This is a genomic window from Pseudomonas sp. BSw22131 (assembly GCF_026810445.1).
In the GTDB taxonomy this organism is placed as follows: Bacteria; Pseudomonadota; Gammaproteobacteria; order Pseudomonadales; family Pseudomonadaceae; genus Aquipseudomonas; species Aquipseudomonas huanghezhanensis.
The window spans coordinates 2,886,636-2,911,163 of the sequence record NZ_CP113949.1 but is presented as its reverse complement, the minus strand read 5'-3'; the positions used below and the strand labels follow the sequence as shown (position 1 = coordinate 2,911,163).

At 56.7% G+C, this 24,528-nt stretch carries 27 protein-coding genes and 1 pseudogene; 11 read left to right on the top strand and 17 right to left on the bottom strand.

Annotated elements, in window-relative coordinates:
• Window positions 1-526 precede the first annotated feature (526 nt).
• The 3 genes and pseudogenes from OYW20_RS26005 to OYW20_RS12920 all read right to left on the bottom strand — a co-directional run bounded on the left by OYW20_RS26005 (window position 527) and on the right by OYW20_RS12920 (window position 2,200).
• Complete coding sequence (locus OYW20_RS26005; RefSeq protein WP_328284825.1) at window positions 527-892, bottom strand: dioxygenase family protein; 366 nt, start codon at window positions 890-892, stop codon at window positions 527-529.
• A gap of 119 nt (window positions 893-1,011) precedes the next feature.
• Window positions 1,012-1,788 (bottom strand): annotated as a pseudogene (locus OYW20_RS26000) (dioxygenase); the annotation flags it as partial.
• 46 nt (window positions 1,789-1,834) lie between these two features.
• Window positions 1,835-2,200: a hypothetical protein gene (locus OYW20_RS12920; protein ID WP_408005404.1), complete on the bottom strand. Its 366-nt coding sequence runs from the start codon at window positions 2,198-2,200 to the stop codon at window positions 1,835-1,837.
• Window positions 2,201-2,722: 522 nt separating this feature from the next.
• Between OYW20_RS12920 and OYW20_RS12915 the strand changes: the two genes are divergently transcribed.
• Complete coding sequence (locus OYW20_RS12915; protein WP_268796390.1) at window positions 2,723-3,043, top strand: Dabb family protein; 321 nt, start codon at window positions 2,723-2,725, stop codon at window positions 3,041-3,043.
• Between the two features lie 68 nt (window positions 3,044-3,111).
• On the opposite strand, the gene OYW20_RS12910 is transcribed toward OYW20_RS12915, so the two are convergent.
• The 3 genes from OYW20_RS12910 to OYW20_RS12900 all read right to left on the bottom strand — a co-directional run bounded on the left by OYW20_RS12910 (window position 3,112) and on the right by OYW20_RS12900 (window position 6,130).
• Window positions 3,112-4,410 (bottom strand): MFS transporter, encoded by a 1,299-nt coding sequence (locus tag OYW20_RS12910; protein WP_268796389.1) that lies wholly within the window; start codon window positions 4,408-4,410, stop codon window positions 3,112-3,114.
• Window positions 4,411-4,652: 242 nt separating this feature from the next.
• Complete coding sequence (locus OYW20_RS12905) at window positions 4,653-5,717, bottom strand: maleylacetate reductase (RefSeq protein ID WP_268801119.1); 1,065 nt, start codon at window positions 5,715-5,717, stop codon at window positions 4,653-4,655.
• Between the two features lie 26 nt (window positions 5,718-5,743).
• Entirely contained in the window at window positions 5,744-6,130 is a 387-nt protein-coding gene (locus OYW20_RS12900) for a nuclear transport factor 2 family protein (protein WP_268796388.1), read from the bottom strand.
• Between the two features lie 360 nt (window positions 6,131-6,490).
• On the opposite strand from OYW20_RS12900, the gene OYW20_RS12895 reads away from it, so the two are divergent.
• The 3 genes from OYW20_RS12895 (at window position 6,491) to OYW20_RS12885 (ending at window position 10,049) form a co-directional block, all read left to right on the top strand.
• A complete protein-coding gene (locus tag OYW20_RS12895) occupies window positions 6,491-8,167 on the top strand; it encodes a GMC family oxidoreductase (protein ID WP_268796387.1) in 1,677 nt (558 codons plus the stop codon).
• An 84-nt stretch (window positions 8,168-8,251) separates the two neighbouring features.
• Window positions 8,252-9,238: a zinc-dependent alcohol dehydrogenase gene (locus OYW20_RS12890; protein ID WP_268796386.1), complete on the top strand. Its 987-nt coding sequence runs from the start codon at window positions 8,252-8,254 to the stop codon at window positions 9,236-9,238.
• 43 nt (window positions 9,239-9,281) lie between these two features.
• Window positions 9,282-10,049, top strand: a complete 768-nt coding sequence (locus OYW20_RS12885; RefSeq protein ID WP_268796385.1) for an SDR family NAD(P)-dependent oxidoreductase — start codon at window positions 9,282-9,284, stop codon at window positions 10,047-10,049.
• Between the two features lie 84 nt (window positions 10,050-10,133).
• Here OYW20_RS12885 and OYW20_RS12880 read toward each other — a convergent pair whose 3' ends face one another.
• From OYW20_RS12880 to OYW20_RS12865, 4 genes are all read right to left on the bottom strand, one after another.
• Window positions 10,134-10,277, bottom strand: a complete 144-nt coding sequence (locus OYW20_RS12880; RefSeq protein ID WP_268796384.1) for a hypothetical protein — start codon at window positions 10,275-10,277, stop codon at window positions 10,134-10,136.
• The gene (locus OYW20_RS12875) at window positions 10,274-10,735 is read right to left on the bottom strand and encodes an MDR/zinc-dependent alcohol dehydrogenase-like family protein (protein ID WP_268796383.1); all 462 of its coding nucleotides are present in this window, start codon (window positions 10,733-10,735) and stop codon (window positions 10,274-10,276) included. Before OYW20_RS12875 ends, OYW20_RS12880 begins: the two co-directional genes overlap by 4 nt.
• Window positions 10,736-10,997: 262 nt before the next feature.
• Window positions 10,998-12,119, bottom strand: coding sequence for an alkene reductase (locus tag OYW20_RS12870; protein ID WP_268796382.1), 1,122 nt, complete (start codon window positions 12,117-12,119; stop codon window positions 10,998-11,000).
• Window positions 12,120-12,347: 228 nt separating this feature from the next.
• Window positions 12,348-12,737, bottom strand: coding sequence for an MFS transporter (locus OYW20_RS12865; RefSeq protein ID WP_268796381.1), 390 nt, complete (start codon window positions 12,735-12,737; stop codon window positions 12,348-12,350).
• A 108-nt stretch (window positions 12,738-12,845) separates the two neighbouring features.
• Here OYW20_RS12865 and OYW20_RS12860 point away from each other — a divergent pair, with 108 nt between their 5' ends.
• Window positions 12,846-13,766 (top strand): LysR family transcriptional regulator, encoded by a 921-nt coding sequence (locus tag OYW20_RS12860; RefSeq protein ID WP_268796380.1) that lies wholly within the window; start codon window positions 12,846-12,848, stop codon window positions 13,764-13,766.
• On the opposite strand, the gene OYW20_RS12855 is transcribed toward OYW20_RS12860, so the two are convergent.
• The gene (locus OYW20_RS12855; RefSeq protein WP_268796379.1) at window positions 13,744-13,908 is read right to left on the bottom strand and encodes a hypothetical protein; all 165 of its coding nucleotides are present in this window, start codon (window positions 13,906-13,908) and stop codon (window positions 13,744-13,746) included. The two genes, OYW20_RS12860 and OYW20_RS12855, sit on opposite strands and share 23 nt — an antisense overlap.
• A gap of 215 nt (window positions 13,909-14,123) precedes the next feature.
• Window positions 14,124-14,987, bottom strand: coding sequence for an intradiol ring-cleavage dioxygenase (locus OYW20_RS12850; RefSeq protein WP_268796378.1), 864 nt, complete (start codon window positions 14,985-14,987; stop codon window positions 14,124-14,126).
• A gap of 192 nt (window positions 14,988-15,179) precedes the next feature.
• Here OYW20_RS12850 and OYW20_RS12845 point away from each other — a divergent pair, with 192 nt between their 5' ends.
• Window positions 15,180-16,094, top strand: coding sequence for a LysR family transcriptional regulator (locus OYW20_RS12845; RefSeq protein WP_268796377.1), 915 nt, complete (start codon window positions 15,180-15,182; stop codon window positions 16,092-16,094).
• A gap of 424 nt (window positions 16,095-16,518) precedes the next feature.
• On the opposite strand, the gene OYW20_RS12840 is transcribed toward OYW20_RS12845, so the two are convergent.
• Together OYW20_RS12840 and OYW20_RS12835 are read right to left on the bottom strand one after the other, a co-directional pair.
• Window positions 16,519-16,764: a LacI family DNA-binding transcriptional regulator gene (locus tag OYW20_RS12840; protein WP_268796376.1), complete on the bottom strand. Its 246-nt coding sequence runs from the start codon at window positions 16,762-16,764 to the stop codon at window positions 16,519-16,521.
• A 666-nt stretch (window positions 16,765-17,430) separates the two neighbouring features.
• Complete coding sequence (locus OYW20_RS12835; protein ID WP_268796375.1) at window positions 17,431-18,135, bottom strand: glutathione S-transferase family protein; 705 nt, start codon at window positions 18,133-18,135, stop codon at window positions 17,431-17,433.
• A gap of 214 nt (window positions 18,136-18,349) precedes the next feature.
• Here OYW20_RS12835 and OYW20_RS12830 point away from each other — a divergent pair, with 214 nt between their 5' ends.
• The 3 genes from OYW20_RS12830 to OYW20_RS12820 all read left to right on the top strand — a co-directional run bounded on the left by OYW20_RS12830 (window position 18,350) and on the right by OYW20_RS12820 (window position 20,608).
• Complete coding sequence (locus OYW20_RS12830; protein ID WP_268796374.1) at window positions 18,350-18,904, top strand: TetR/AcrR family transcriptional regulator; 555 nt, start codon at window positions 18,350-18,352, stop codon at window positions 18,902-18,904.
• On the top strand, window positions 18,901-19,599 hold the full coding sequence (locus OYW20_RS12825; RefSeq protein WP_268796373.1) for a glutathione binding-like protein: 699 nt from the start codon (window positions 18,901-18,903) through the stop codon (window positions 19,597-19,599). The genes OYW20_RS12830 and OYW20_RS12825 overlap by 4 nt, the downstream gene beginning before the upstream one ends.
• A gap of 196 nt (window positions 19,600-19,795) precedes the next feature.
• A complete protein-coding gene (locus OYW20_RS12820) occupies window positions 19,796-20,608 on the top strand; it encodes a DUF1206 domain-containing protein (RefSeq protein WP_268796372.1) in 813 nt (270 codons plus the stop codon).
• A 313-nt stretch (window positions 20,609-20,921) separates the two neighbouring features.
• On the opposite strand, the gene OYW20_RS12815 is transcribed toward OYW20_RS12820, so the two are convergent.
• Window positions 20,922-21,863 carry an aromatic alcohol reductase gene (locus tag OYW20_RS12815; RefSeq protein WP_268796371.1) on the bottom strand — a complete coding sequence of 314 codons (942 nt, stop codon included), beginning with the start codon at window positions 21,861-21,863 and terminating at the stop codon, window positions 20,922-20,924.
• Window positions 21,864-21,959: 96 nt separating this feature from the next.
• Between OYW20_RS12815 and OYW20_RS12810 the strand changes: the two genes are divergently transcribed.
• Window positions 21,960-22,418, top strand: coding sequence for a winged helix-turn-helix transcriptional regulator (locus OYW20_RS12810; RefSeq protein WP_268796370.1), 459 nt, complete (start codon window positions 21,960-21,962; stop codon window positions 22,416-22,418).
• A 158-nt stretch (window positions 22,419-22,576) separates the two neighbouring features.
• On the opposite strand, the gene OYW20_RS12805 is transcribed toward OYW20_RS12810, so the two are convergent.
• Together OYW20_RS12805 and OYW20_RS12800 are read right to left on the bottom strand one after the other, a co-directional pair.
• Window positions 22,577-23,593: a zinc-dependent alcohol dehydrogenase family protein gene (locus tag OYW20_RS12805; protein WP_268796369.1), complete on the bottom strand. Its 1,017-nt coding sequence runs from the start codon at window positions 23,591-23,593 to the stop codon at window positions 22,577-22,579.
• A gap of 91 nt (window positions 23,594-23,684) precedes the next feature.
• The gene (locus tag OYW20_RS12800) at window positions 23,685-24,167 is read right to left on the bottom strand and encodes a hypothetical protein (RefSeq protein WP_268796368.1); all 483 of its coding nucleotides are present in this window, start codon (window positions 24,165-24,167) and stop codon (window positions 23,685-23,687) included.
• Window positions 24,168-24,295: 128 nt separating this feature from the next.
• On the opposite strand from OYW20_RS12800, the gene OYW20_RS12795 reads away from it, so the two are divergent.
• A complete protein-coding gene (locus OYW20_RS12795; RefSeq protein WP_268796367.1) occupies window positions 24,296-24,499 on the top strand; it encodes a co-regulatory protein PtrA N-terminal domain-containing protein in 204 nt (67 codons plus the stop codon).
• Window positions 24,500-24,528: the final 29 nt, after the last annotated feature.

The following is a 24,528-nucleotide window of genomic DNA, read 5'->3' as shown; positions in this document are numbered from 1 at the left end:
ATTATCTTTGCGTAGTCTTCAAATTTACTGACGTTTACATCCGCTTGGCTCTTCCATGTTGCTTCACATTCTTCGCACACCCACAACGAAATTTGTGTAGAGCGCACACGCATCACTCGGACGTAACCTTGGCCGCACCTTTGGCACTCAACCAGCATGTTAATAATCTCTGAAAGGACTTCGATTCAGTCTAACCTTATTGGGCGCTTTTGCGCCGAAAGCGCCTCAAGTGCAGTGGTTCATATGGCTGGCAATATTGCTTATCAGATGACACGTAGCAGGAAGCTAAAAACCGCAGTTGAATCGGCAAGTCAATTCGGTTGAGCTGCTCCAACGAGGCCTCTGCACCAATCCTGAGCAGCACCCGCTGACCGGACAATGCAAATAAAGCCTGCTTGTTCACCGTTTCGGTGTGTCGGTCAATAGATAGACTGACCGACACATCGTCATCCCGAAATATCCTATCCGCAAATGTTTTATCGCGCGCAATCCTTCAACGCACGAACGCGTTGCATGCGCTGCTGCTCTACCGGCGCAGCGGCCACCTGCAGCTCAAAGTCAAATTCAATCTGTGCAAAGCGCCTTGCACACCCAACTCCCGCGCCAACTGTTGATCGTCGCTGAAGCGGATTTCGGCGATCAGTTCATCGCGTGTCGCATACGCAAAATCGTCGTGCAGGTACGGGTCATCCGACAGGCTGATCTGCGTGGTCAAGTGCCCATAACCCGGTGCCGAGATAAAGAAATGGATATGCGCCGGCCGCTGCCCATGGCGCCCCAATTGGTCAAGCAACTGCTGAGTCGGACCGGTCGGCGGGCGGCCATAGCCCGACGGCACAATGCTGCGAAAACGGTAGTTGCCCTGGGCATCGGTCTCGATGCGCCGGCGCAGGTTGAACTCCGATTGGCTGCTGTCGAACCAGCAATAGGTGCCACCGGTGTTGGCCTGCCCACATCGACAATCGCGCCGGCCAACGGCTTGCCGTCGGTGTCGCGCACCTGGCTACGCATGAACAGCGGCACGGCGGCATCGGCCCCATCATCCAGGCGCGCTTCGTACTTGGACAACGGCGCACCGGCTACGTACAGCGGGCCTTCGATGGTACGCGGGGTGCCACCGGTCTTGCCGGCCTCGACATCGGCGGCGTCCATCAACATATCCAGGTAATGCTCTAGGCCCAGCCCGGCGACGAGCAGCCCGGCCTCCAGCTTCTTGACCAGTTCGTTGAGGTAGTTTACGGCCTTCCAGAATTCTTCGGGGGTCACCTCCAAGTCTTCGATGATGTTCAAGGTGTCGCGCAGAATCCGATACACCAACGCCTTGGTGCGCGGGTTGCCGGCATCGTTAAGGTTGCCGCTGGCCAGGGTCCAGGCCACCGGCAATGCGTCGCGCACACGGCCGCCAAGCAGTTCGCTGACCGGCAGGGCCAGGCGTTTGCCCAGCGCATCAAGCAAGGCGCTTTCGATACCGGACTTGGCAAAGGTGTTGCCGCGAATGCTGCGCTCCAGTCGCAACATGGCCGCATTGACATTGCTGGCGTCCTGTCCAATCAGCAGTGGCGCGAAGTGGCGATCGATGTTGACCTTGATGCTGTCGGGGCTTTCATTGCCGTAGCTCAGGCCACCAATGGTGGTGGATTCGCCGATGCCTTCGATGCCGTCGGTGCAGCGCACGCGGATGATCACCAGGGTCTGGTTCTGCATCGTGTGCATCGCCAGCTTGTGGGGGCGAATGGTAGGAAGGTCGAAGATGATGGTCCTGATCGACTCTATGGCGCAAATCGGCATGGCTATACCCGTTGAGTTCTTTTTAGATTTAAACCGATTCTGTTCCCTATTTTTTAAGGCATCCAATATAGAATTGGTCTCGAGCTATACCTCTAGATGAGGCGGAAGCGAAGTTGCTGTCGCCTATCTGCCCTGTCGTGTCGAAGCCGGCGGTGCCACCGCCTTCGCTGAAGCTTGAGCCGCTCAGGGTGGTGGAGCGGGTAAATTGCGGCTGCTTGCTGACCACGTTGATCAGGCAGCCGGGATCGATTGCACCGTAAAGCAACGAGGCCGGCCCTTTGAGCACTTCGACGTGATCGGTGGTGGGACTGACCTTGCGGCCAAGCATGGAGCGCACGACATCCAGAAGAATCGAGCCATAGGAACTGTCACCGAAGCCGCTCTTGATAAAGGCATAACGGGAGTTGCGCAAAAGGTGTGGGGCTGTGACACGCCGCTGACTAACTTCATGACATCGTCGAGGCTTCTGAGTTGGTAGTCGTTCATGGTCTGGTGCGAAACCACGTTAACGGCCTGAGCTTCGTCCTTGATCGAAGTTCCCGACTTGCTGGCGGTGGACGCCGTGGGCGGCGCATACAAGTGATCCTCAGCCAGGCCGTGGCCGTCCATCGAGGTGGCAACTCCATACATTTTTGGAAGCGCTATTGTTCGTAAGCTCAAAGGTAAAAACAGCGCTATATAGAATTTTCTATTTCACTTGGACGATTGATGCCGATGCAGCGACCTGCGCTCCTAGACACATATCGAACCAAGAGCCCAGCCCATGCAGCCAGAAGTCGCCCTCGATATTCCAGCCGCGAAAAAATGAATTTCAGTGACGGCATTTATCGCCAGGCCGCGAACCGCTAGCGTTGTACCTGACGATCGGTCGTTATCTGGCGGGTCTGCCGCGCCCGAAGTGGGCAATATCCAATTGAATGCCGAGGCTGGCTGAATGGCCAAGAATATCAAACACATCGTTATGTGGGACGTCAAAGGTGAAACTGCAGCCGAAAAGCGTCGTTCAATCGAAATAATAAAGAACTGCTTTGAAAGCCTGCGCGGGCGGGTTCCGGGGCTGGTGCACATCGAAATAGGCGTGGACTTCAGCCGCATCGATTACGCCTGCGACCTGGTGCTCTATTCCGAGTTCTCTTCTCTCGAGGCACTGGCAAAGTACGCGACGGACCCAGAACATATCCGGATAAAGCATGAGATAGGTGATTTGCGCATTGCGAGGCATCAAGTGGATTACGTATCGGAAACTGATATTTGAACTAAAGGCTGGCCAAATCGCCAGCTGATCGCAAACGTGAGAACGGGGCCGAATGGCCCCGTTTGTTTTTACTGGCGAGCACCTGAAGCAGATGTGGGCAGTTCGATATTGTAACTGTCCTCGGCATCGGTATATTCATCGGGCTTGTGAAACTTCCAGCCAAACAGGGCGACCACTACATAGCAAGGCGTTACCACCAGATAAGCGTAGTTGCTACCGAATGAGTCAGCAACCAGCCCCATGATCGGCGGAATGATCGCCCCACCCGACACCCCAAATACCAGCGCCGCGGCGCCACGCTTGGTGTTGGCACCGAGGCCGCGCAGCCCAAGGGCAAAGATGTAGGCATAGGTGCCGCCGCAGCCGAAGAAGGTACCGATCAACGCGATCGTCGACGCTTTCGGCACATCCAGCGCCACCAGCAGGGTCAGCACCACATTGAGCAACCCGAACGCGGTGAGGATGACGCTCGAGGAAAACTTGCCCAGCAACAAGGTCGAAACGAAACGCCCGGCGAGGAACATCGCCATGCCGATCGACAGCAGGTACGCCGCATTGGCAGACGTCATGTTCGGCCAGTTCTCGACCGTGAAGTTGATAAACAGCGCGCCCAGGCCGATCTGCCCGCCTACGCTCAGCCACTGCGCCACCACTGCCCACACGAAATGGCGCTGCTTGGACAATGGCCGAGCGGGCTTGGCCTGGCGTTCCTCCAGGGGCACTTTGCGGACCTCGGGCAACCAGGCGCGGCCGATGACGAATGCCCACACCAAGACACCGCAGCCGATGGCGGCGTAGGTCAGTTCAACCGCGTTGAGACCGCCAGGCGCGGTAGGTTCGAGATCGAAGAACAGCGCGCCACCGATGATCGGACCAAGAAACGCCCCCACCCCGAAGAAACACTGGGCCACCGCGATACGGCGGTCGCCCGAATCTGCGGCGCCGAGCTGAGTAACATAAGGGCTGGCCGTGGTTTCGATAAAGCACAGGCCGCTCGCGAGGACGAACAGCGAGAGCACGAAGAAGGTGAAACTTGACGCGGCAGCGGACGGGATGAACAGGAACGCACCCAGTGCGTAGAGCCCCAGACCGAACAGGATGGTCTTCTTGTAGCCGAACTTTTCCATCATACGCCCGGCGGGCCAAGACATGATTGCGTACGAGCCGAAATAGGCGAACTGGAGCAATGTACTGCGCGCCACGTCGACGTGTAGGGCTTCCTGAAAGTGCTTGTTGAGCACATCAAGCAGTCCGTAGGAGATACCCCACATAAAGAACAGGCTGGTAGTAAATGCAATAGGCCAGAGCAAACTTCTGCCATTGGATTCGAGCGTTGTAAATCCTGCAGTATCAATAGGTCCAGGCATCGCAACATCCTCCTGAAAACACGACTATCGATAGTCGTGTTTCTTCTTCTCATCTTATTTTTAGTGCGCGGTACCGTGTGCGTTCGGCGGCGCTTCGAGTATGGGTGGAGCCCTGCTTAGTTGTTCAGTTATTATTTTTCATGTGTCACACCTCGATTAGCGACCCATCAAGCCGCTGATATTTTTGTAGTTATGCATCGGAATTCATTGGGCGAAGTACAACCATGCACCTTGCTCAGGTATCAAGAAGGACGGTTACCTTCGTAGGCGTTTTGCAACAGATCGCGAATGGCCTTTCGCTCTATCGGCCGGGGATTCCAATAAGGATTGGAAAGCGCGATATCCGTTGCCCGGTCCAGGTCTGGCTCGGTCAAGCCGAGTTCTTTTAAGGTCAGGGGCGCACCAAGCGATGCCGCCAGATCATAGAGCGCCCCGCCCGCCGAACCGCCATTGTCGCGCAGCGCGCGCAGAATGCGCCTGGACGCCTCTGGCGTGGCGGGCGAGTTATAGGCAATGGCGTGGGGCAGAATGACCGTGTGGGTCTGCGCGTGAGGCAGATTGAAACTTCCGCCCAAGGTGTGGCAAAGCTTGTGGTGCAGTGCCATGCCGACATTGCCCAGCACGCTGCCGCACAGCCAGGCGCCGTATAGGCAATCACTGCGCGCGCCGATATCGTCGGGGGTTTGCGCTACGTTGCGCAGCCCTTCGGCCATCGCCCGAATGCCTTCCTCGGCCAGCAGTGACATCACCGGGTTGCCATCTTGCGCATAGAGCCCCTCGGCGGCATGGGCGATGGCGTTGATGCCGCTGGTGATCGATAGCCCCACGGGCAGGGTGAGGGTCAGCTCGGGGTCGTAGATCACCATCTTGGGCAGGACGCGCGGGTCCTTGCCGGTCTTTTTCACCCCGGCCTCGGTCAAGCCGTATACCGGGGTCATTTCCGAACCAGCATAGGTGGTAGGAATGGCCAGTATCGGCAGCCCGGAATCGAGGGCGATGGCCTTGCCTAACCCGGTAGTCGAGCCACCACCGATCGCCACTGCACAATCAGCGCCCAGGGACTGTGCCACCCGGCGCGCCTCCTTGGCCGTCTCTATGGGCACGTGCATAACCGCCTGATCGAAGATGCCGGCCGCCCGCGAACCCAGGATATCGGCGACTTTCTGCGCTTGTGCCCGCTGGTCCGGCGTGCAAAGCACCAAGGCGCGCTGGGCGCCCAAGCACTCAATTTCTTCCGCCAGGGCACTAATTTTGCCCGGCCCGAATACCACTCGGCCTGGCTGCGATACATAGGTAAAGTCTTGGATGGGCACAATTGAATCCCTCGTCTACATCAAGCGATGGGGGTGGGCTGGAACGCCAGCAGCTTCCAGGCACAGGCTTCGGTGTCGTTGATCCAGACGGCGAGGGTCTTGTTGCGCAAGCTCTTGGCGGTTCCACCTGCGGTAATGTCGGCATTCATTTCACCGAACACCAAGGCAATATTGCCTTCTACGCGGATGGCGCTGATGGGGTGGTCGACACGGTGATAGACGTAGAAACCGTCGTGGCATTTCTTCAGGTACGACTCGACGGTGTCGACCACGCCATTGGAATGGGCATAGGAAAGGTCAGGGTGAGCGTGATCGGCGAACAGTTCGAACTCACCGTCGACAATGGCCTGGAAGCGGCGGTCTTCAAGTTCGCGGATGAGCGCTTCTGTGCTGTTGGAATTATTCATAGATATCTCGTCGTAGGATGTCCACGCAAGCACCCAGGCATTTGAACGCCTCTGGCTCTCGTACATGCAGACCAAGCCTATATTCCGTGACGGGTGGAAGAAATGCGCCGGGTGAAAATCTTTATTTCTCTGGCGAAAGAATGGGCGAGTGCCTGAGGGTTTTCCGGCAACTGAAATACCCGAGCCAATTAGTGAGGGGATCTTTTCATAATTGGGAAACTGAATTCCATGCTCAGCATTTATCCGTGCTACCTCGGCGGCTAGGATGATGCAAAATCCGGCTGCCGCTAAGACGTGAAGAAGGCGGTAAGCATAAGAAAACAACAAAGCTTCAGGCGTTGAGCCTCAGGATAATAACAAGTGGAAAAGACCTACGTAATCATTGGTGGGGGCACCGCCGGCGCGGTACTGGCGGCCAGGCTTTCCGAAACCCAAAGCGTGCAAGTCACCTTGCTGGAGGCTGGGCGCGACGTTCCTCCTCAGCAAACGCCAGCCGATATCTCGGACCCCTTCCCTTCCGCGTCGTTGAACCTCAGTTATTTCTGGTCGCAATTGAAGGCCAAGCGCAAAGCCAACGGCATCGAGCTGCCTTACGCACAGGCCAAGGTCATGGGGGGCGGTTCCAGCATCAACGGCATGTGGACCCTGCGTGGCCTGCCCACGGACTTCGCGCACTGGGAACAGCAAGGCGCGGCCGCCTGGGGCTGGCAGGACGTGCTGCCCTACTTCAACAAGGCGGAAGGCGATGTCGATAGAAAAGACGTCGTGCCCGGCCCGTTTCGCGTCCGACGCTCGCCGGAAAGCGAGTTGCCCGGCTTCGTCAAGGCCGCGCGCAATGCCGTCAGCGCCAGGGGCTTAGCCAGTGTGGAGGACATCAACCAGAACCCTGACTGCAGCTTCTTCTCGATGCCTTACGCCGCCGTGGATGGCAAACGATCCTCGACCGCCAGCTGCTACCTGACCGCCAACGTGCGAGAGCGCAAGAACTTGAAAATCATCGATGCCAGCCTGGTGCAATCGATTTCGATGATGGGCACCCAGGCCACGGGGGTGGTCTACAAGCGCCACGGCGAGGTGCACGAGTTGGCTGCCGATGAGGTGATCCTGAGCGCCGGCGCCATTCATTCACCGGCCATTCTCATGCGCTCCGGTATCGGCGACTCGGCAGAACTGAAAACCCTTGGCATCCATGCGCATGTGCATTTGCCTGGGGTCGGCAAGCGCTTGCAGAATCACCCCTACCTACAGATCGCCTTCACCATGCCCCGCGCCGCTCGCCAGAACGCGCTGCTGCGCACCTTCGCCATCGCCGGCGTTCGCCACTCCTCAGGCCTGCCCGACACACCCGCAGGCGATCTGTTCCTGGCGATGCTTGGCAGGGTCAGCGCACGCAGCTTCGGTACCGCGGTGGGGATGTTGAGCGCTGCTCTCTACGCTCCGCGCTCCAGGGGAAGCGTGCAGTTGGCCTCTGCCGATGCAACGGTCGCCCCCAAGGTTGAATTCAACTTCCTGAAAGACCCGCTCGATGCTCAGCGCATGCTCCAGGCAGCCCGCTTCGCCGAATCGCTGTTCGCCGATGACGCCTTCAAGTACTCGTTCAACGATGCGTTCATAATGCCGCCGGTGATGGCCGCCAACCAGTTCAACCGTTTAGGTATTCAGGGCTGGCTGATGAATATCGGCGCCAATGCTCTACTGAACGGGCCGGTCGCGCTCTCGCGAAGGGTCTTGTCCAAACGTCTGAACCCCGGCCGCTGGATTGCTAGCCCGGGCCAGCGCAAGCCGCTGACCGACGAGGAAATCCTCAACTCCATCGCCCCCATGGGCCACCCGTGCGGTAGCTGCAAGATGGGCCGCGTGGACGATCCCGAAAGCGTCGTCGACCCACGCTGTCGTGTAATAGGCACGCAAGGGCTGCGAGTGGTTGACGCCTCAATCATGCCCAGCATCACCAGCGCAAATACCAACCTGACGACCATCATGATCGCGGAGAAAGCGGCTGACCTGATTCTTCAGGACGCATCGCCAGAGCATTGATTCACATATTCCAAGAACAACGGCGCGGCAGCGACTGCGCCGAATCAAGCGTCGTCACCGGCGACGGCCACAGGAGATATGCAAATGAAAAGCGTAGTTTTCGAAGCGCCAAAACAGCCCGTTGTCAAAGAACTCCCACGTCCCGAGATCGGCGAAAATGAAGTGCTGATCGAGATGGCGGCAGTAGGCATATGCCACTCGGATTACGAGCTGCTCGACGGTCGCTATATCATCCCTATCTCGTACCCGGTCACACCGGGGCATGAATGGTCCGGCCGCATCGCGGCACTGGGCAAATCGGCGCATGGTTTCGAGATCGGCGATCGCGTCACCGGTGAATGCGTGGTGGAGCTTCCCGACGCCCTGCACCACTTCGGCTTCTCGCTCGATGGCGCCTACTCGCAGTACTTCAAGGCACGACCCGAATGGCTGCACAAACTGCCGGATGCGGTCGACAACCTCACTGCGTCGCTGATCGAACCCTTCACCTGCGGCTACTACGCCATCAAGAAAGCCGGCGGTACCGATGCTTCGCAGACCGTGGTCGTTTCGGGGGGCGGCACCATCGGCTTGATGGCAGCAGCGGCCGCTATCGGTTCCGGGGCACGGACCATAGTCATCGACCCGATCGCGCGGCGCCGTGACGCGGCGATGAAGCTGGGTGCCGAGATGACCTTCGACCCCACCGACGGCGACCTCATCGCCAAGGTCATGGCGGCCACGGATGGCGTGGGCGCGGACCTCGTGGTTGAAGCCTCTGGCCACGATGCCTCGCTGGGCGTGGTGTTCGACCTGGTTCGCGAGGAAGGCCGGATCGCCATGGTCGGAATCAACATCGGCCGCGCGATCACCGCGCAGCTCGGCAAGATCCAGTCGCGCAACCTTACCATCGTCGGCTGCATCGGTTCGCCAGGCGTGTGGCCGGACGCGATCAAGTTCCTCGAGCGCACCAAGCTCGACCTGTCGCCGATCCGTACCCACGTGTTCCCATTGGAAAACGCCCTCGAAGCACTCGAGCAGGGGCGCCGTGCGGACGAATGCATCAAGGTCACGATCACCAACAAATTCTGAACCTGGGCGCTGTAGACGTCATTCCAACCCAAGGAGAATAAAAATGGCACGTCTGGAAGGCAAAACCGCAATCGTCACCGGTGGCAGCAGTGGTATCGGCCACGCCACCTGCCAGCGCTTCGGTGAAGAAGGCGCACGCATCATGATTTTCGACATCAACGAGGAACTCGGCCGGCAAACCGAGAAGGAGTTGCAGGCGCAAGGCTTCGAGGCAGCGTTCCAGAAGGTCGATGTGCGCAACGAGACCACCATCAAGGAAGGCGTACTCGCCGTCGAGAAGCTATGGGGCGGCGCGGACATCCTGATAAATTGCGCCGCCATGCCGGGGGCCAACAAGATGGCCCACGAATGTTCCAGCGAAGAATGGGACTTGGTGTTCGACATCAACGTACGGGGCGTCTTTCTGTGCACCAAGCATGCGCTGCCTTACATGATGAAGAAGAAATCCGGGGCGATCGTCAACTTCTCGTCAATCTACGGCCTGATTGGTAACATCGACCTGCCGCCCTACCATGCGGCCAAAGGCGCGGTACTGATGATGACCAAGACGGATGCCATCTGCTACGCGCCACAGGGCATTCGCGTCAATGCGGTGCATCCCGGATCGGTAAAAACACCACTGTTCCTGCAGGCCGGTGATACCTATCCGGGTGGGCGCGAGGCGTACATCGCCGAGATGTCCAAGCTTCATCCCCTGCGGCTCGGCGAACCGGTGGACGTCGCCAATTGCGTGCTGTTCCTGGCGTCGGAGGAAGCGCGCTTCGTAACCGGCGCCAGCCTGGTCTGCGATGGTGGCTACACCGCGCAATAACGACAATGCCGTCGGTATCCAACGGCGGCGCTTCATGCCAAACACTGGCAACACATTGGATGGGGCGCTCGGCGCCCCTTTTTTTCACGCGTCGGCGACTTTGACCAGAATCTTCAGCTGGTTGCCCTGGGGATCGAACAACTGTTCGAAACCGCCGCTGACGATATCGTCCATCGCAATCACCGATGTCACCACCTTCTCCAGCGGCAAGATCCCGCTTTCGATCATTGAGGCAACTCGCGGAAAGCTAAAGCTGGGCAGCACCAGGCGGCCTCGACCGTAAGATCTTCGAGCGCCCATTTCACATCGACCGTGGCCGGAACGCAATGCAGGCCCGGGTGCACCACTGGGCCTTTGCGCCCAGCGGCGACAGCGCGCAGATCGGCGCCCAAGCCGGAAATCAGAACCGAGGAGCCCGCAGCAACGCGCCCGCGATCCAGCACGTAGAGGGTAACCGCGGCGGGTTCGATCATGGCAGCCTGTGAGTTGGACGAGGCCTTGGGGGCCGGGATAGCGTTGTAGCCTTTGATCACCCCCAGCTCACCCGTGCCGCCCCACTGCCACAAAAGGCCGATACACGCTTGGCAAGGGCTGAGTTGAAACAGCCCTCGCCGACCGTAATAATTGTCGCGCTGTGCCACCAACGGCTGAGCCGAGATCCGATCACCGACTTTTACAGGGCGCAAGGCTGTTGCCGCTGATGCAATTTTGAACCAGGCTGCCAGAATTTATTGACCTACCCCAATACTCAGCGAACGAAGTCTTTGCGCGGGATTTCAGAGGCCGTCTATAGGTCAGTCAGCATCAGCAACCTGGGTCAAAATCATATCAGCGCCATCACTCAGGGATATGGCTGCGCTGACACAGTTCCTGGCGCCAGCCTGAAAGGCGGCTTTTAGCGTGAGGCCAGCCGAGGCACCGCTCGAACGCGGCGCCCCGGCCAGTAGGTCAGGCGCTGTAAGGCGCGTAGTCTATGTAGCCGCGCGCATCGCCACCGTAGTAGCTGTCACGGTCCGGGATGGTCAGCGGCCAGCCGTTTTTCAGCCGTGCGACCAGGTCGGGGTTGCCGATGAAGGGCTGGCCAAACGCAGCCAGGTCGATCAGGTTTTCTTCCAACAGCGCATCAGCGCGTTCGCGGGTCATATCGCCGGCGAGGATCAGCGCGGTGTCGCCCAGTTCTGCCTTGCAGTGCTTGAGCAGTTTGCGTAGTGCCTGCTCCTGCGCCGCCGAGCTTTCGCCGGCCATGAAGAAGTGCGTCTGGTCCATGACGTGTACATAGGCGATGCCGCGTTCGCGCATGCCTGCGCACAGCGCCGAGTAGGTTTCGTCGATCTCTGGGTAGAGCGGCATGTCGAACAGCTGGCCATAGGGCGAGATGCGAATACCAACGCGGTCGGCACCGATTCTGGCGCAGGCGGCATCGACCACTTCGAACACGAAGCGCAGCCGGTCTTTCAGGTTGCTCGCGCCGTACATATCGGTTCGGTCGTTGACCAGCGGGTTGAGGAACTGCTCCAACAGGTAACCATTGGCGCCGTGAACTTCCACGCCGTCGAAACCGGCGTCGATTGCATTCTGCGCGGCCTGGGCGAAATCCTCGACTACTCGCGCCACTTCTTCGGTGGTCAGCGGGCGCGGCACGGAGGTGGGCACGAAGCCCGGCTCGCGGTCTTCGCCATAGCCGAACGCGACTGCCCCCTGAGCTTGTTTGGTGGTGGCGCTGACCGGTGCTTTGCCGTCGATCTGGATCGAGGTGTGGGACACCCGGCCAACGTGCCAGATCTGCGCGAACATGCGGCCGCCGACGCTGCGAACCGAGTCGGTTACCAGCTTCCAACCCTGGATCTGCTCCGGGGTATAGATGCCTGGGTTGAACAGGTAGCCCTGGCCTTCCCTGGAGATCGGCGTGCCTTCCGAGACGATCAGGCCGGCGGTGGCGCGCTGAGTGTAGTGCAGCGCAATCTGTTCGGTGGCGATGTCCTGTGGGGCACGCGAGCGGGTCATGGGCGCCATGACGACGCGATTGCTGAGTGTCGTGTTGCCGAGTTTGAATTCGTTAAACAGAGTCAAGGCAGTCTCTCCTGTGGACGGGGAATCAAAAGAAAAATGACGACAGCGGCCTTGGGGAAGGCCGCTGTCAGGGGATTACTGGCGACACATAAGCAGCAGCGCAACGATCAGGGCCACCTCGCCAATCAGGGTAGCGATGACACCGGACACCAGCGCGGCCGTGATGCCCAGGTACAGCCGCCTCCCGCCTCGCCCGATTGGCCAGGGCCTGCCAATTGTCTGGCAGTTTCACTGGAAGTACCCCAGAACACCGGCAGGGCCGAGGCTGGGATGAAGTGCGCCAGCACCGAGATATTGGGTGGAGGCCGCCGGTAGGACATTGGAAGCGGCAAACATCATAAGCATCAGGGTGAAGACCTTCTTGCGTTCAACGTGGTCCAGCCTGGCTGTAAGCACAGGCCCGAACAACATGACAGCGAGGGCGGACGGTGTGACGACCTGTCCAGCAAGAGCAATCGAAATGTTCAGCTCGTGGGACAAGGCCGGTAGGAGACTGACGATCAGAAACTCAGTGGTCACGATAATAAAAGCCGCGACCCCCATGATCAGGATTAATAGCTCCGAGCGTGAGGTGTCAGCCGGGCCCAGTGCCGCGCTGGACATAGATGAGGAATACATGACGCTTAAATCCAAACAGGTTTTGACATAGTCTATTGGAGAAATGATGTTTTATTTTGTCTGGTTTCTATCAAGTGAGTGGAATGGAATTCAATAATCGGAGTGCCTATGTTTTCGTCTGAGCGCCTCAAGGGTATCGATGTGTTTGTTATCGTCGCCGACATGGGCAGCTTCACGGCCGCAGCTGAACGGTTGAACCTGACAAACTCGGCGATCAGTAAGAGCATTGTTCGATTGGAAGGGCGTCTGGGCACCCGGCTGTTTCAGCGCACCACGCGTCGGTTGTCGCTCACTGAGGCAGGGGAAACCTTCTACCGTACTTGCACAACGGTCCTTTCGGATCTGGAGGAAGTGGAGATTGCGCTGACTTCAGTCCAGACCGAGCCACAGGGCAAGGTGCGCATTGATTTGCCCGCTTCGTATGGACGTTTACATGTCCTGCCGTTGATTCTTGATTTCATGAAGCAGCACCCGAGATTGCAGCCCCATGTGTCCTTTTCCGATCGGTACGTCGACCCGGTGCACGAGAGCATCGACATCGTCGTCAGGATCGGTGGTTCAGATGCTTGGCCAGCCTCCATAGGTCACCAGTTTTTCGGAACACAGAAGCTGATTTTCTGTGCGGCTCCCGAATATGTGAACCAATATGGCGAGCCCAAAACGGTGTCAGACCTCGATGCCCACCAGCGTATCGGCTATGCGCAAAATGACGGGATGGCGATCCCCTGGTATTTCAAGGGCCGCCAACCGGGGGATATGGAACGCAGGATCATGCATCCGCACATTGCCGTGGGAGACGGAGAAGGTGAGGTGATGGCGGTGTTGGCGGGCCTCGGGATCGCTCAGCTACCAACCTGGCTGGCCCAGGTGCATCTGAATAGCGGCAGGCTGGTGGAGGTGCTACCGGATTTCGCTACCGAAGGCCTTCCAATGAATCTTGTCTGGCTTCGAAGCCGCGAGGCGCTGCCAAAAGTCAGTGCTCTAGTTGCTTACCTAGGGGCCAATCTCACGCCTGCTGGGCGGTGTTGATCGGGCCTTGAATAATCATTGAATCGGGGATGATCGTAAACCCGGTGATATTAGGCTCCCGCAACAAAGTGACGCTCAACGCGCTGGCTATGGTGGTTTTAAGCAGTGCGCTGGCTAAAAAATTCATTTTTAGCCAGCGCATTACTCGCTCGCGTTGTTAGCGCTTAACTTCATTGGGCTTGAAGTCCAACAATAAAGAGGTGCAAAGCCATAACATTGCAAGGCAGCCCGGCCCGCGACTTCTTCAGCGTGCTAGAAGATGTGGAGGCGAGTTCCGGACAGCGCGTGCAGGTGAAACCTTAGCGGCAACTCAACCGAAAGCCATCATGCCCGGGGTTTTTGTTTCAGCCCTGCCGATCAGCGTGCGCGGTTGAGCACGAAGTCGAACTCCAGGGTGTAGAACGCCTCTTCGCAGAGGGTGCCATCGGGGGCGATGCCGGCCGGATGTTCCACCCACTCGGCGATCAGCGATGAGCGCACGCCAAAAACGGCGTCCGAGTCGAGGTAGTCCCCACCCTGCTTGAACACGTGGGTCACCAGCCGCTCATAACCCTCGGCGATGATCATGAAATGCAAATGGGCCGGGCGCCATGGATGGCGCTTGAGCGCCTTGAGCATGTCGCCCACCGGCCCGTCGTTGGGGATGGGGTAGGGCTCGGGCACGATGGTCTTGAAGTGGAAGCGCCCTTCCTCATCGGCCTGCAGTACACCACGGCCCTGGTACTCCTTGAAGTCCGGGTTCTGTACGTCATAGAAGCCTTCGTCGTCGGCCTGCCAAACTTCCAGGGTTGCATTGGGCACGGGCTCGCCGTCGTTGCCCTTGACCTGGCCACGCACGAACCATCGGATGCCGCTCAAGCCATTGGAAACGTCATCGCCCAGCTCGTACCGCGGCGCGCTCTCGACGTGAAAGGGGCCGAATACCGTAGCCTCGGTACAGCCGACGGGCTTGCGGTGGTTTTGCGCCGTGACCAGAGTCGACAGACCCAGGGTGTCCGACAGCAGAATGAATTCTTGGCGCACCGGGCTGCAGCTCTGGCCCACGGCAGTCAGAAATTGAATGCCCTCGTTCCATTCCTCTTCGGTGAGGTTCACCTCGCGCGCAAACGAATGCAGGTGTTGAACCAGGCTGGTCATGATCTGGTGCAGGCGGCGACTCTCCGTTCCTGCATTTCTTGCAAGCACGGCCTGGGTAATGGTTTTTTCGTCGAGGTTTCGCATATCGATACAGCCTCCAGCTCTTCTTGTAATAAGGTGCCAGCGCACAATAGTGCCAACCACCTGAGTTCCCCGCCGATGGCTTTGGGAATGCGTGCATCTACGCTATAGTTTCGAAATCTGAAATAAAATCGATGAATTGGAATTGTCTTTTTCAATGCTGGAATAATCATAACAAACAGATGGGGGATCAGTATGGATCGACTGACAGAGTTAGAACTTTTCGTCAGTACCACCGAACTCGGGACGCTTTCGAAGGCTGCCGAACTGCTAGATATCTCCAATGCCTCTGCCAGTCGTCATTTGTCGGCGCTTGAAGAGCGGCTGAAGGTGCGGCTGATCGAACGTAATACTCGGCGTTTGTCTCTGACCCCTGCGGGTAACGAGTTCTACAAGCGCTGCAAAGTACTGTTGGCCGAGTTGCGCGAGGCCGAATCGTCCCTGACTTCATCGCTGGCCGAGCCTACCGGTACATTGACGATCACCGCGTCCATCTCCTTTGCCATGCTGCACATTTCGCCTTTACTGCCGAGGTTCTGCAAGCGCTACCCGCAGATCAAGGTCAAGGTAGTCGGTGCCAACCGCTATTACGACATCATGGATTCGGAAATCGACATGGCTATCCGCACCCGTGAATTCGAGCCGGATTCCAACATCAGCATTCGCCGCCTGGCCGAGACCCGGCGGGTACTGGCGGCCTCGCCCGAATACCTGCATCAGCGTGGCACTCCGGAGCGGGTCGAAGACCTTGCGCAGCACGACATGCTGCTATACAGCCACGCCAACCAACCGCGCACCCTCAACTTTCGCAAGGGCGACGCCGAGGCGTCCATCACCATCGACCCGATCATGGAAACCAACGACGGGCAGATCGTGCGAGCGGCTGCACTGTCAGGGCTGGGCATACTGGTGCAGCCCATGTACATCCTCTACACCGACCTGATCGCCGGGCGTCTGGTGCCGTTGCTCGATGATTGGCATCTCCCGACGCTTACCATCAACATCGCATTCCAGAACAAACGCTTCATGCCTGCCAAAACCCGTTTGTTCATTGATTTTCTGCTGGAGGAGTTCAACGATCAGCAGTACGAGCGTTACTGGACACGTTAAAAAACTGCTGGCTCGACCGGCGCCTCTCAATCAGGGGCCATGGGGCAGACAGGGCGAAGGCATGTTGTGATAGTTTCCTATCAAAAATAGAATGGTGCGACAGGCCCTCGCGCTATAGAGTTTGGCGACAGTGGGTGGCACTGCTGCTTGCAATACACGTGTATTAGTTAAAGCCTGCCAATGCGCTCTTATTTCACAACTCCATCTTGATCGGGTAAGTGACAACAACAGCACGCTGTCTGGCATTTGCTCTCCTGATGCTTCGAGCTATCGTCCGGGCCTCGCCTTTATTTCTGGCAGTTCGTGTCATATGAGCACGGAGTGTTTGTGCGCACCACTAAAACTACTGCAAACGTTACATATAGCGGTTAATAGCATTGGCTTGGTGCTGGTCAGCCCGTTAATGGTGTTGTTTGGATGAGGGCTATTCCTCGGCGGCGGAAAATTGGCCTGGTTGGGGGGCAGTTGGTATTACTTGCTGGCGGGCGCGTTGATGGTCGCCATCGGCGGGCCCACTTCCGAGGGCACCCAGTTCCTTGAGGACGGCCAGCACCTTCAGCGTGCTCGACTGGGACACCTGGCCCCGGTTGCTCAGCACGTTATCAGCCGCGACCATGCTGACTCGCGCGAGCGTAGCGATGGCTTGAATTTCCGGTTGTTTTTCTGACATGCCTATCGCCAAATCAGAGGTGCGGCCGGACTGCGCGAAGGCGCCGGTATTATTATAGAAAACAACGGCTTGGCTATCTGAATCGCTTGCAGTTTTGAATTCAATGAGCGGCCATGAGTGTTCCGCAAGTGAAAATATGTTTTGCCCTTGTGCTGTGCCTCCACGGATGCCTGATCCTTAGGCTTGGTGCGTAGTCAATTGCCCAATAAACAAACCAACAGGTAGTCACTATGTCCATTGCTACTGCCGTTTCGGCCATGAAGGTTGCATGAAGGCCGTCCGATTCCATGCGAAGCGCGACATTCGTGTCGAACAGGTGGCCGAGCGCTACCTCGCCCCTGGCCGATGACGAAATACTGGTCAAGTCGCCGGTTTGCGTCATCTGCGGGACCGATCTGCACGAATATATAGGTGGCCCGATCATGACGCCGGCAACCCCCCTTCCCTTTTGCGAAGCCGAGATGCCGCCAATGCTCGGCTATCGTCATGGATCACGGGAAGGCCGTGTGTTGGCGCATATATGAGTTTGACCCAGGTTGCTGAGGTTGACTGACCTATATACAGCCTGTGAAATCCGGCGCAAAGACTCCGTTGGATGAGTATTTGGGTAGATCAATGAATCATGGCTGCCTAGGTCAAAATCGCATCAGCGGCAACAGGGCTAGCTCATACCGTCTTCGGATAGTTGGACGGAAACAATGCACGTTTGGCCTGTTCGTCCATGTCCTTTTTGAAAGCGTGATTCGTCCCCACATCCTTTGCTCGAGCGGCTGCCGGGCGAGCGTCAACTCGTTCGAACCAACGCTTTAGATTGGGATAGTCGGCCAGAGCATCCTCTGCGCCTTTCATCACCCTGGGCGCGCGGATCAGCCAGCCCCAAGTGGAAATGTCGGCAAGGGTGTACTCATCGCCAACGATGTATTCACGGTCCGCGAGATGCTTGTCGAGTACTTCGTAGTGACGCTCGATTTCACGGCGATAGCGATTCACTGCGTAGTCGTTTCCTTCTGGCGCCGCATATTGGAAGTGCACGGCCTGTCCTGAAAAAGGCCCCAAACCAGAGGAAATAAAGAACAGCCACGACAGTAGCTCAGCCTTGTCTTCAGGCGCGCCCATGAACTGACCGGTTTTCTCGCCCAGATAGAGCAGGATCGCACTGGAGTCGAACACCCGCACTTCCCTGCCGCCAGGCCCCTCGGTGTCGATGATCGCCGGTACCTTGCCATTGGGATTTATCGCAAGGAATTCCGGCAGGTGCTGCTCCCCTTTGCTTGTGTCCACCGGCACGACTTCGTAGTCCAGACCTGACTCTTCCAGAAACAGCGCGACCTTCGCCGGGTTAGGTGTGGGGTGGAAATAAAAACGGATCATGGCGTCATCTCTTGTGAGTGAGTAGGTGCAACCGAACTCGAGTGTTGTGTTTTAGAACGATTGATCTAGATTAGGCGAACGGTGGAGCACGGCGCAACGTTCGCTTCTGCCCGAGAGGAAATCAGCAATGGCAAGACCAAGAGAGTTTGACGAAGCCATGGTACTAGAGGCCGCCATCCAGTGTTTCTGGGCCAAGGGTTTTGAGGCGACTTCGATGCGCGACCTGATCGACCGGATGGGTATCACCGGCGCCAGCGTCTACAACGCATTCGGCGACAAGCGTGCGTTGTACCGCAGGGCTTTAGCGCATTACCTGGAGCGCAGCTTCGGTGAGCGTGTCACTCGTCTAGAGACCACCCTGCCCCCGCGTCAGGCAATTGAAATGTTTTTCACGGAAATCATTGATCGCTCGATGAGCGATTCCCTCCATCGCGGTTGCATGATGGTGAACTCAGCGCTGGAGGCCGTCCCCTCTGCTCCAGAGGCGCAGGACATCATTGATGACTTCCTGACGCGTGCTGAAGGATTTTTCCATCGCTGCGTTCATGCCGGTCAGAGCGACGGCAGCATTACCCGCTCACAACCTGCCGAAGACCTAGGGCGTCTGTTGCTAGGCATCTTGCTAGGCGTTCGTGTTCTGGCACGTGCCAAGCCGCAGCGCCAGCTACTGGAAAGCGTCGTCAGACCCGTTCTTGCTTTGCTAGATGCGGGCGCACTGTCCCGGTCCTCCGCCCAAGTTCATCAGTCGTTTACGGAATCTCAGAGATGATCGAGCTCTACTACTGGCCAACACCCAATGGCCAAAAAATCACCCTGTTCCTGGAAGAGAGCGGTCTGGAATACCGCATTCACCCGATTGATATCAGCGCCGGGGATCAGTTCAAACCCGAGTTTCTTGCTTTTTCTCCGAACAACCGGATGCCGGCGATCATCGACACCCGTCCTGCTGATGGTGGCGAGGCGATTACTGTGTTCGAGTCCGGTGCGATTCTGATGTACCTGGCTGAGAAGACCGGAAAGTTTCTGCCGACTGATGTGCGCGGCAAAAAGACTGTTACTGAATGGCTGATGTGGCAGATGGGTGGATTAGGCCCGATGGCGGGCCAGAATCATCACTTCGGAATCTATGCGCCGGAGAAGCTCCCCTACGCAATAAACCGCTACGTGAATGAGACAAATCGCCTGTATGGCGTGCTTGATCGCAGACTGGAAGGCCTGACTTTCATTACCGGTGATGACTATTCAATCGCGGACATCGCTGCGTATCCGTGGGTGGTGCCATGGCAGCGCCAGCAGCAGAACCTTCACGACTTCCCAAATCTGAAGCGTTGGTTTCAGGCGATTCAGGCCAGGCCGGCAACCATCAACGCATACGCCAAGGGTGAAGCGTTGTCGCAGAACAGGGCGACGGTAACCGAGGAAGGCAAGAATATCTTGTTTGGGCAGACTGCGAAGAACGTATAGCCAATGCTGGAAAGCATTGATAAATCATCGCCGAACCCGACATCTTCACCGGCGAGCAAATCTACGGCTGGAAAAGCGTGGCAGATGCTCAATTTGGGGTTTATATGTCATAAGTCACTGCAGTCACCGACTTGATAATAGAACCCCACCCAGCACGAGGGGTCTGCTCTTGTATTGGATTTGGGGAATACATCGAATGTTCGCGCACCACAGCCTGGTAATACTTGCTCGGGGAGGCTACGCCGCTCGGGGACTGCTTTATTTGATCATCGGTATTTTCGCGCTGCTGGCAGCACAAGACTCGACAAAACCGAAAGACAGCCACAAAAGCCTGGAAGCAGTGCTTAGCCAACCATTTGGCTATTTTTTAGTTGGGCTCGTGGTAGCGGGTCTACTCGCATTTGCAGCTTGGCGCGTCCTGCAAGCTACGCGTGATGTCGATCATCACGGCAAACAATTCAAAGGTCTGGTGATTCGCTCTGGTCTGTTTGCGGGCGGTATCGTCAACGGCGCTCTGGCTTTTTTTGCATTGGGCCTACTCATTAGCGGCATTAAAAGCTCGGACAATTCCGGAGGGCAGACCAAAGACTGGCTAGCGCTTGTTTTGTCTTGGGAACATTCGAATTTGTTGGTGTACGTGATCGCTCTGGTTCCGCTTGGTGTGGGTATTGCTCACATCATTAAAGGATGGAAGGCTTCGTTCGAGAAATATTTCGAGGCCGACGAAGACGTCATGCGGTACGTCAGGCCGGTATCTCGGTTTGGCCTGATTGCCCGTGGAGTCGTGTTTATAGAGATCGCATTTCTACTGGCAATCAGCGGTTCCGCTTATCAAGCCATGGATCCACCGGGTATGAAAGAAGCCTTGGATGCGCTGCAGAATCAACCGGCTGGATGGCTGATTCTGATAGTTATGGCATTAGGGCTGATTGCTTTCTCGGTTTACAGCTTCTCTGAAGCCTGCTGGCGCAAGATCAATATGGATGTGCCGGGAGTAACTCGACCGTAGGGTGTCGCAGTAATGACATGTCAATAATCGAGGGTGTAGCTACCTGGAAAACCCGTCCGCCGCGCCCAGCCGCGGCCAATCTGCCGGTGTGGTTTTCGAGTACCTACCCCTCCAAATCTGACATATGGAATAGCAGCCTCTCCTACTTCCATCGCAACCACCTCCCCCCTACCTGCTTACACTGGCAAGCCGGCAGCTAGGAACGAAGCTTGTCCATGGGACCGGAGAAGAAATACAAGCAATACTGCCGTTTAAGGCGCTTCTCAGCAGGTAATTCCCAGGCAAAGGATCATTCAGCTACCGGCTTCTGCGTTCAATCGTCTGAAAGGTTTTTCCGAGCCCATTGCTCCGCGGTGGTGACCTGAATCGACTGCTGCTCGTTGAAAGTGGCAGCTTTAGGCCACGCCACTCCTCTGCCTTGTGCGAACACAGCGCGGTACTTTTTGATGTGATGAGTGGGGTCTTTTTCCAATTCCTGGATCAGGTAAGGAACAGTCCACACGTTACGTTTGAAGGGTCGTCCCAGAACCCGTTCAAGGATGCCCGCAACCTGCCCATACGTCACAGTATCGCCAGAAAGGTAGACGATTTGATTGCGGAAATGAGGTTCAAAGAAAACGATTTCCGCTGTCAAAGTACCGATGTCATCTGGTGTCGTGAGCGTCACGCTGTTCTCAAGACTGCCCAGGGCGTTCACTGCGTCGTTTTGGAAGTCCACTACCTCAAATACAGGCTCGAAAAGAAAGCTGGTGAACATACCCGTCGAGATGATTACCCATTCAGTTTTGTCTTGGGCACGAAGCAACTCGCGCACATCAAGCTGAGCATCAAATAAATCCTGGGGACTGCCCCGACCGATCACCTCAAAATCGACGCCAAACTGCCATGGGAAGTAGCGCTTCACGCCGGACTTGAGAGCGGCTTTAGCCAGCTTCATCGGGGTTTCTCGACCCGCGACCATGCCTGCGCAACCTATTACTGTATCGAACCGTGCGAACACTTCGGCAAGCTGATCGATTGAGTCGTTCACCAGGTCTGCGGCGACCATTTGGACGCCAAGACTAAGAAGCTCATCGATTTCTACCTTTTTCTCAGGCACCTGAGTGTTGATGGTCGAATCCCTGAGCAGGACGCTGATTTTGGAGCCGGGGGTACGCTTTGCCACCCGCGTAAGATTGCGCAAAACCGGAAGACCAAGTTCACCGGCGCCTAGAACTAGAATTGATTGGGGGTAAAGCTCGGTTACTTTGGTCATGATTTCTCCTGAGACCTGTTGCCTGTAAGATGCGCGAATGCTTACACGATTCAGCAGCGCTCGTAAGAAGGCACATGTGTGATACCAGAGGTAGAAATGACCGATCATGAAACGCTTGGCCAGGCAGAAGCTATCTGCCAAACGCTTAGAGAAGATGATGACGGGGTCAGGCGGGAAGTCCTCGCCCACGCAGGTAGCCGCTGGTCATTGGGTATCCTGCACGCCTTAGGTGTGTACGGAAAAATGCGCCACGCCGAGATAAGAAGGCAGATGGCTGGTGTGACTCAGCGAATGTTGACCAAGACGCTACGCGCCCTGGAGCGGGATGGTCTAGTGATTCGGCAGGAGTTCGATGAAGTTTCGCCCCGTGTTGAGTACGAGCTGACGCCGCTGGGCATGGGACTGTTGATACGTATGTCCCCTATCTGGACTTGGGTAGTCGAAAATGTCGAGGACTTCCGAAAGGCGCGTCGGGTTTTCGACAGCCAGGATGGCAAAAAACCTTCGTGGCAAATCCCCGCTTCGGTTCCAGTAGATCCAGAAGCGCCTGCGTAATCGTTAGCGCTGCAATTAACGTCTTCAGGCTAAAATCGGGCTAAGCGTCCGTCCAGCTCACAGTGCTTAAGTCAGGCTTGAATCCATTGATGCGGGAGTCGTTGATCAATGCTGTCGCGAGCTTTTCCAGTCTCGCTGAAACGCTCGCGAAGCTAAAATCAATCGAACTCGATCAATACCTTCCCAACATGGTTGGCAGCAGCGAAGTAGGCAAAGGCATCAGGCGCATCATCAAACTTGAACGTCTTAGCGATCACAGTCTCGATCCGGTTCGCATCTATTGCGCGGACGAGGTCGATGAACATCTTACGATTGCCGTTGGCTATACCCCGAATTGTTACGTTTTTGATGATAAGCGATAGGTAGTCAGGAATCGGAGAATGCTGCCCCGGTGTCACACCGATCACTGCAATACGACCATTCACAGCGCTGGCTGCAATGGACTGCCCCAACGTGTCCTGACCACCCGTTTCAATGATGACGTCGGCGCCAGCATTATCAGTCAGCGCCATGACTTGCGCTGCCCAGTCAGGATATTGGTTGTAGTTAATTGTGATGTCCGCGCCAAGCTCACGTGCGATTTCCAGCTTATTATCAGACGACGAAGTAATGGCCACTCTCGCGCCATGAAGCTTGGCTAACTTCAACGCAGCCAAAGCAACCCCGCCAGTACCCAGGCAAAGGACAAGATCACCAGGTTTGACCTTGCACACCTCGAATAGAGCATTCCAGGCTGTAAGGTCAGCGGATGCCAGTGCTGCAACCTCTTTGTCGGCCAAGGCGTCAGGCACGCAGATCAGTGCTTTGGCGGGCAATACAACCTTTTCGGCAAGCCAGCCGTCATGAGTTACACCGACGTCGTGGGCAAAAACGCTGGTACGAAACTCACCATCCAACCAACTTGGGAAGTGGCCGCAGATGACCCGATCGCCTGGTTTGACTTCACTAACACCCTCGCCTACCGCAATAACCTCTCCCACGCCTTCTGACATAGGAATACGATCAGTTGCCTGCTTGGCACCGTAGACCCCACGGAGGATTTGTACATCCCGACTTATGAGACTAATTAAGCGAGGAGCAACGATTGCCTCTCCTGGCCCCGCCACAGGCTCTGGCCGTGTGGTTGCGGTCAGCGAACCCAAGCCTTGCTGGTTGCCAATCTGAAAAGCCTTCATCAAATGAATCCTTGTATCGGTGTGCGGAGGACGACACGTGTGCATTTAAAAATATGCGGCAGCGCAGTCTCGGATTTAGGTGTGTTAAGACTCATCCTACACGAGATATTTTCTTGGGGCTGAGCAGCGATAACAGCAACACCATCGCCATCGCATAGCAAACTGCGATCACAATTTCCCAATTGAACCCGTATCCGAAGACCTGCCCACCCATTAATGCGCTGGCCTCTATGCATAAACTTACGACGCACATCAATGACACTTGAACGCTCCCGACACATCCGATCGAGGCACCGAAACACAAGATTTTTTTCATAGTAAGAATGATATCGAGTGCAATTCCCCACAAAACAGGTTCACGTGAGCGCGCAGCTGACCGAAACGAACTTTTAATCACTGTGGAAATTGCCGCAAAGCCAAGTATTTTCTGGCTATCGCTATCGAGCGCCACCACGACAGGACAGGCCTCACATCTCTCAGGGGTCAACGCAGGTATTTCATCAATATAGGCGAGAGATTGAATAGTCCTGTAACGCAGACGAGCCTCAGCGGAGATACGGCATAATTCCGCCATATCTCATCTACCACTCTGCCTGAAAGTATGCGTCCGGCCAAGTCCATGCCTCCCCTCATCATCCTCATCGAGCCGACGCTCAAGCTCTCCAGATTCATCGAGAGTCAGTTCCTTTGAGGAGATGCATCATGAAAGCTATCAACGTTGTGGTTATTGCACTCAGTTTGGCTATGTCGTCACTGGCCTTTGCCGAAGGCGGCGCTGATCGCACCTATGAGCGCATGGAAAAAGCTCGTTTGGCTGCGTTGGAGAACCGCAAATCAGCCTCTGAAGCGCAAGAAGATGTCGCACAGGAAAAGCCCACGGCTGAAAAGCAGAAGCATCACTGCTAAGTCGCCCAGCTTACGGAAATGTAATCACG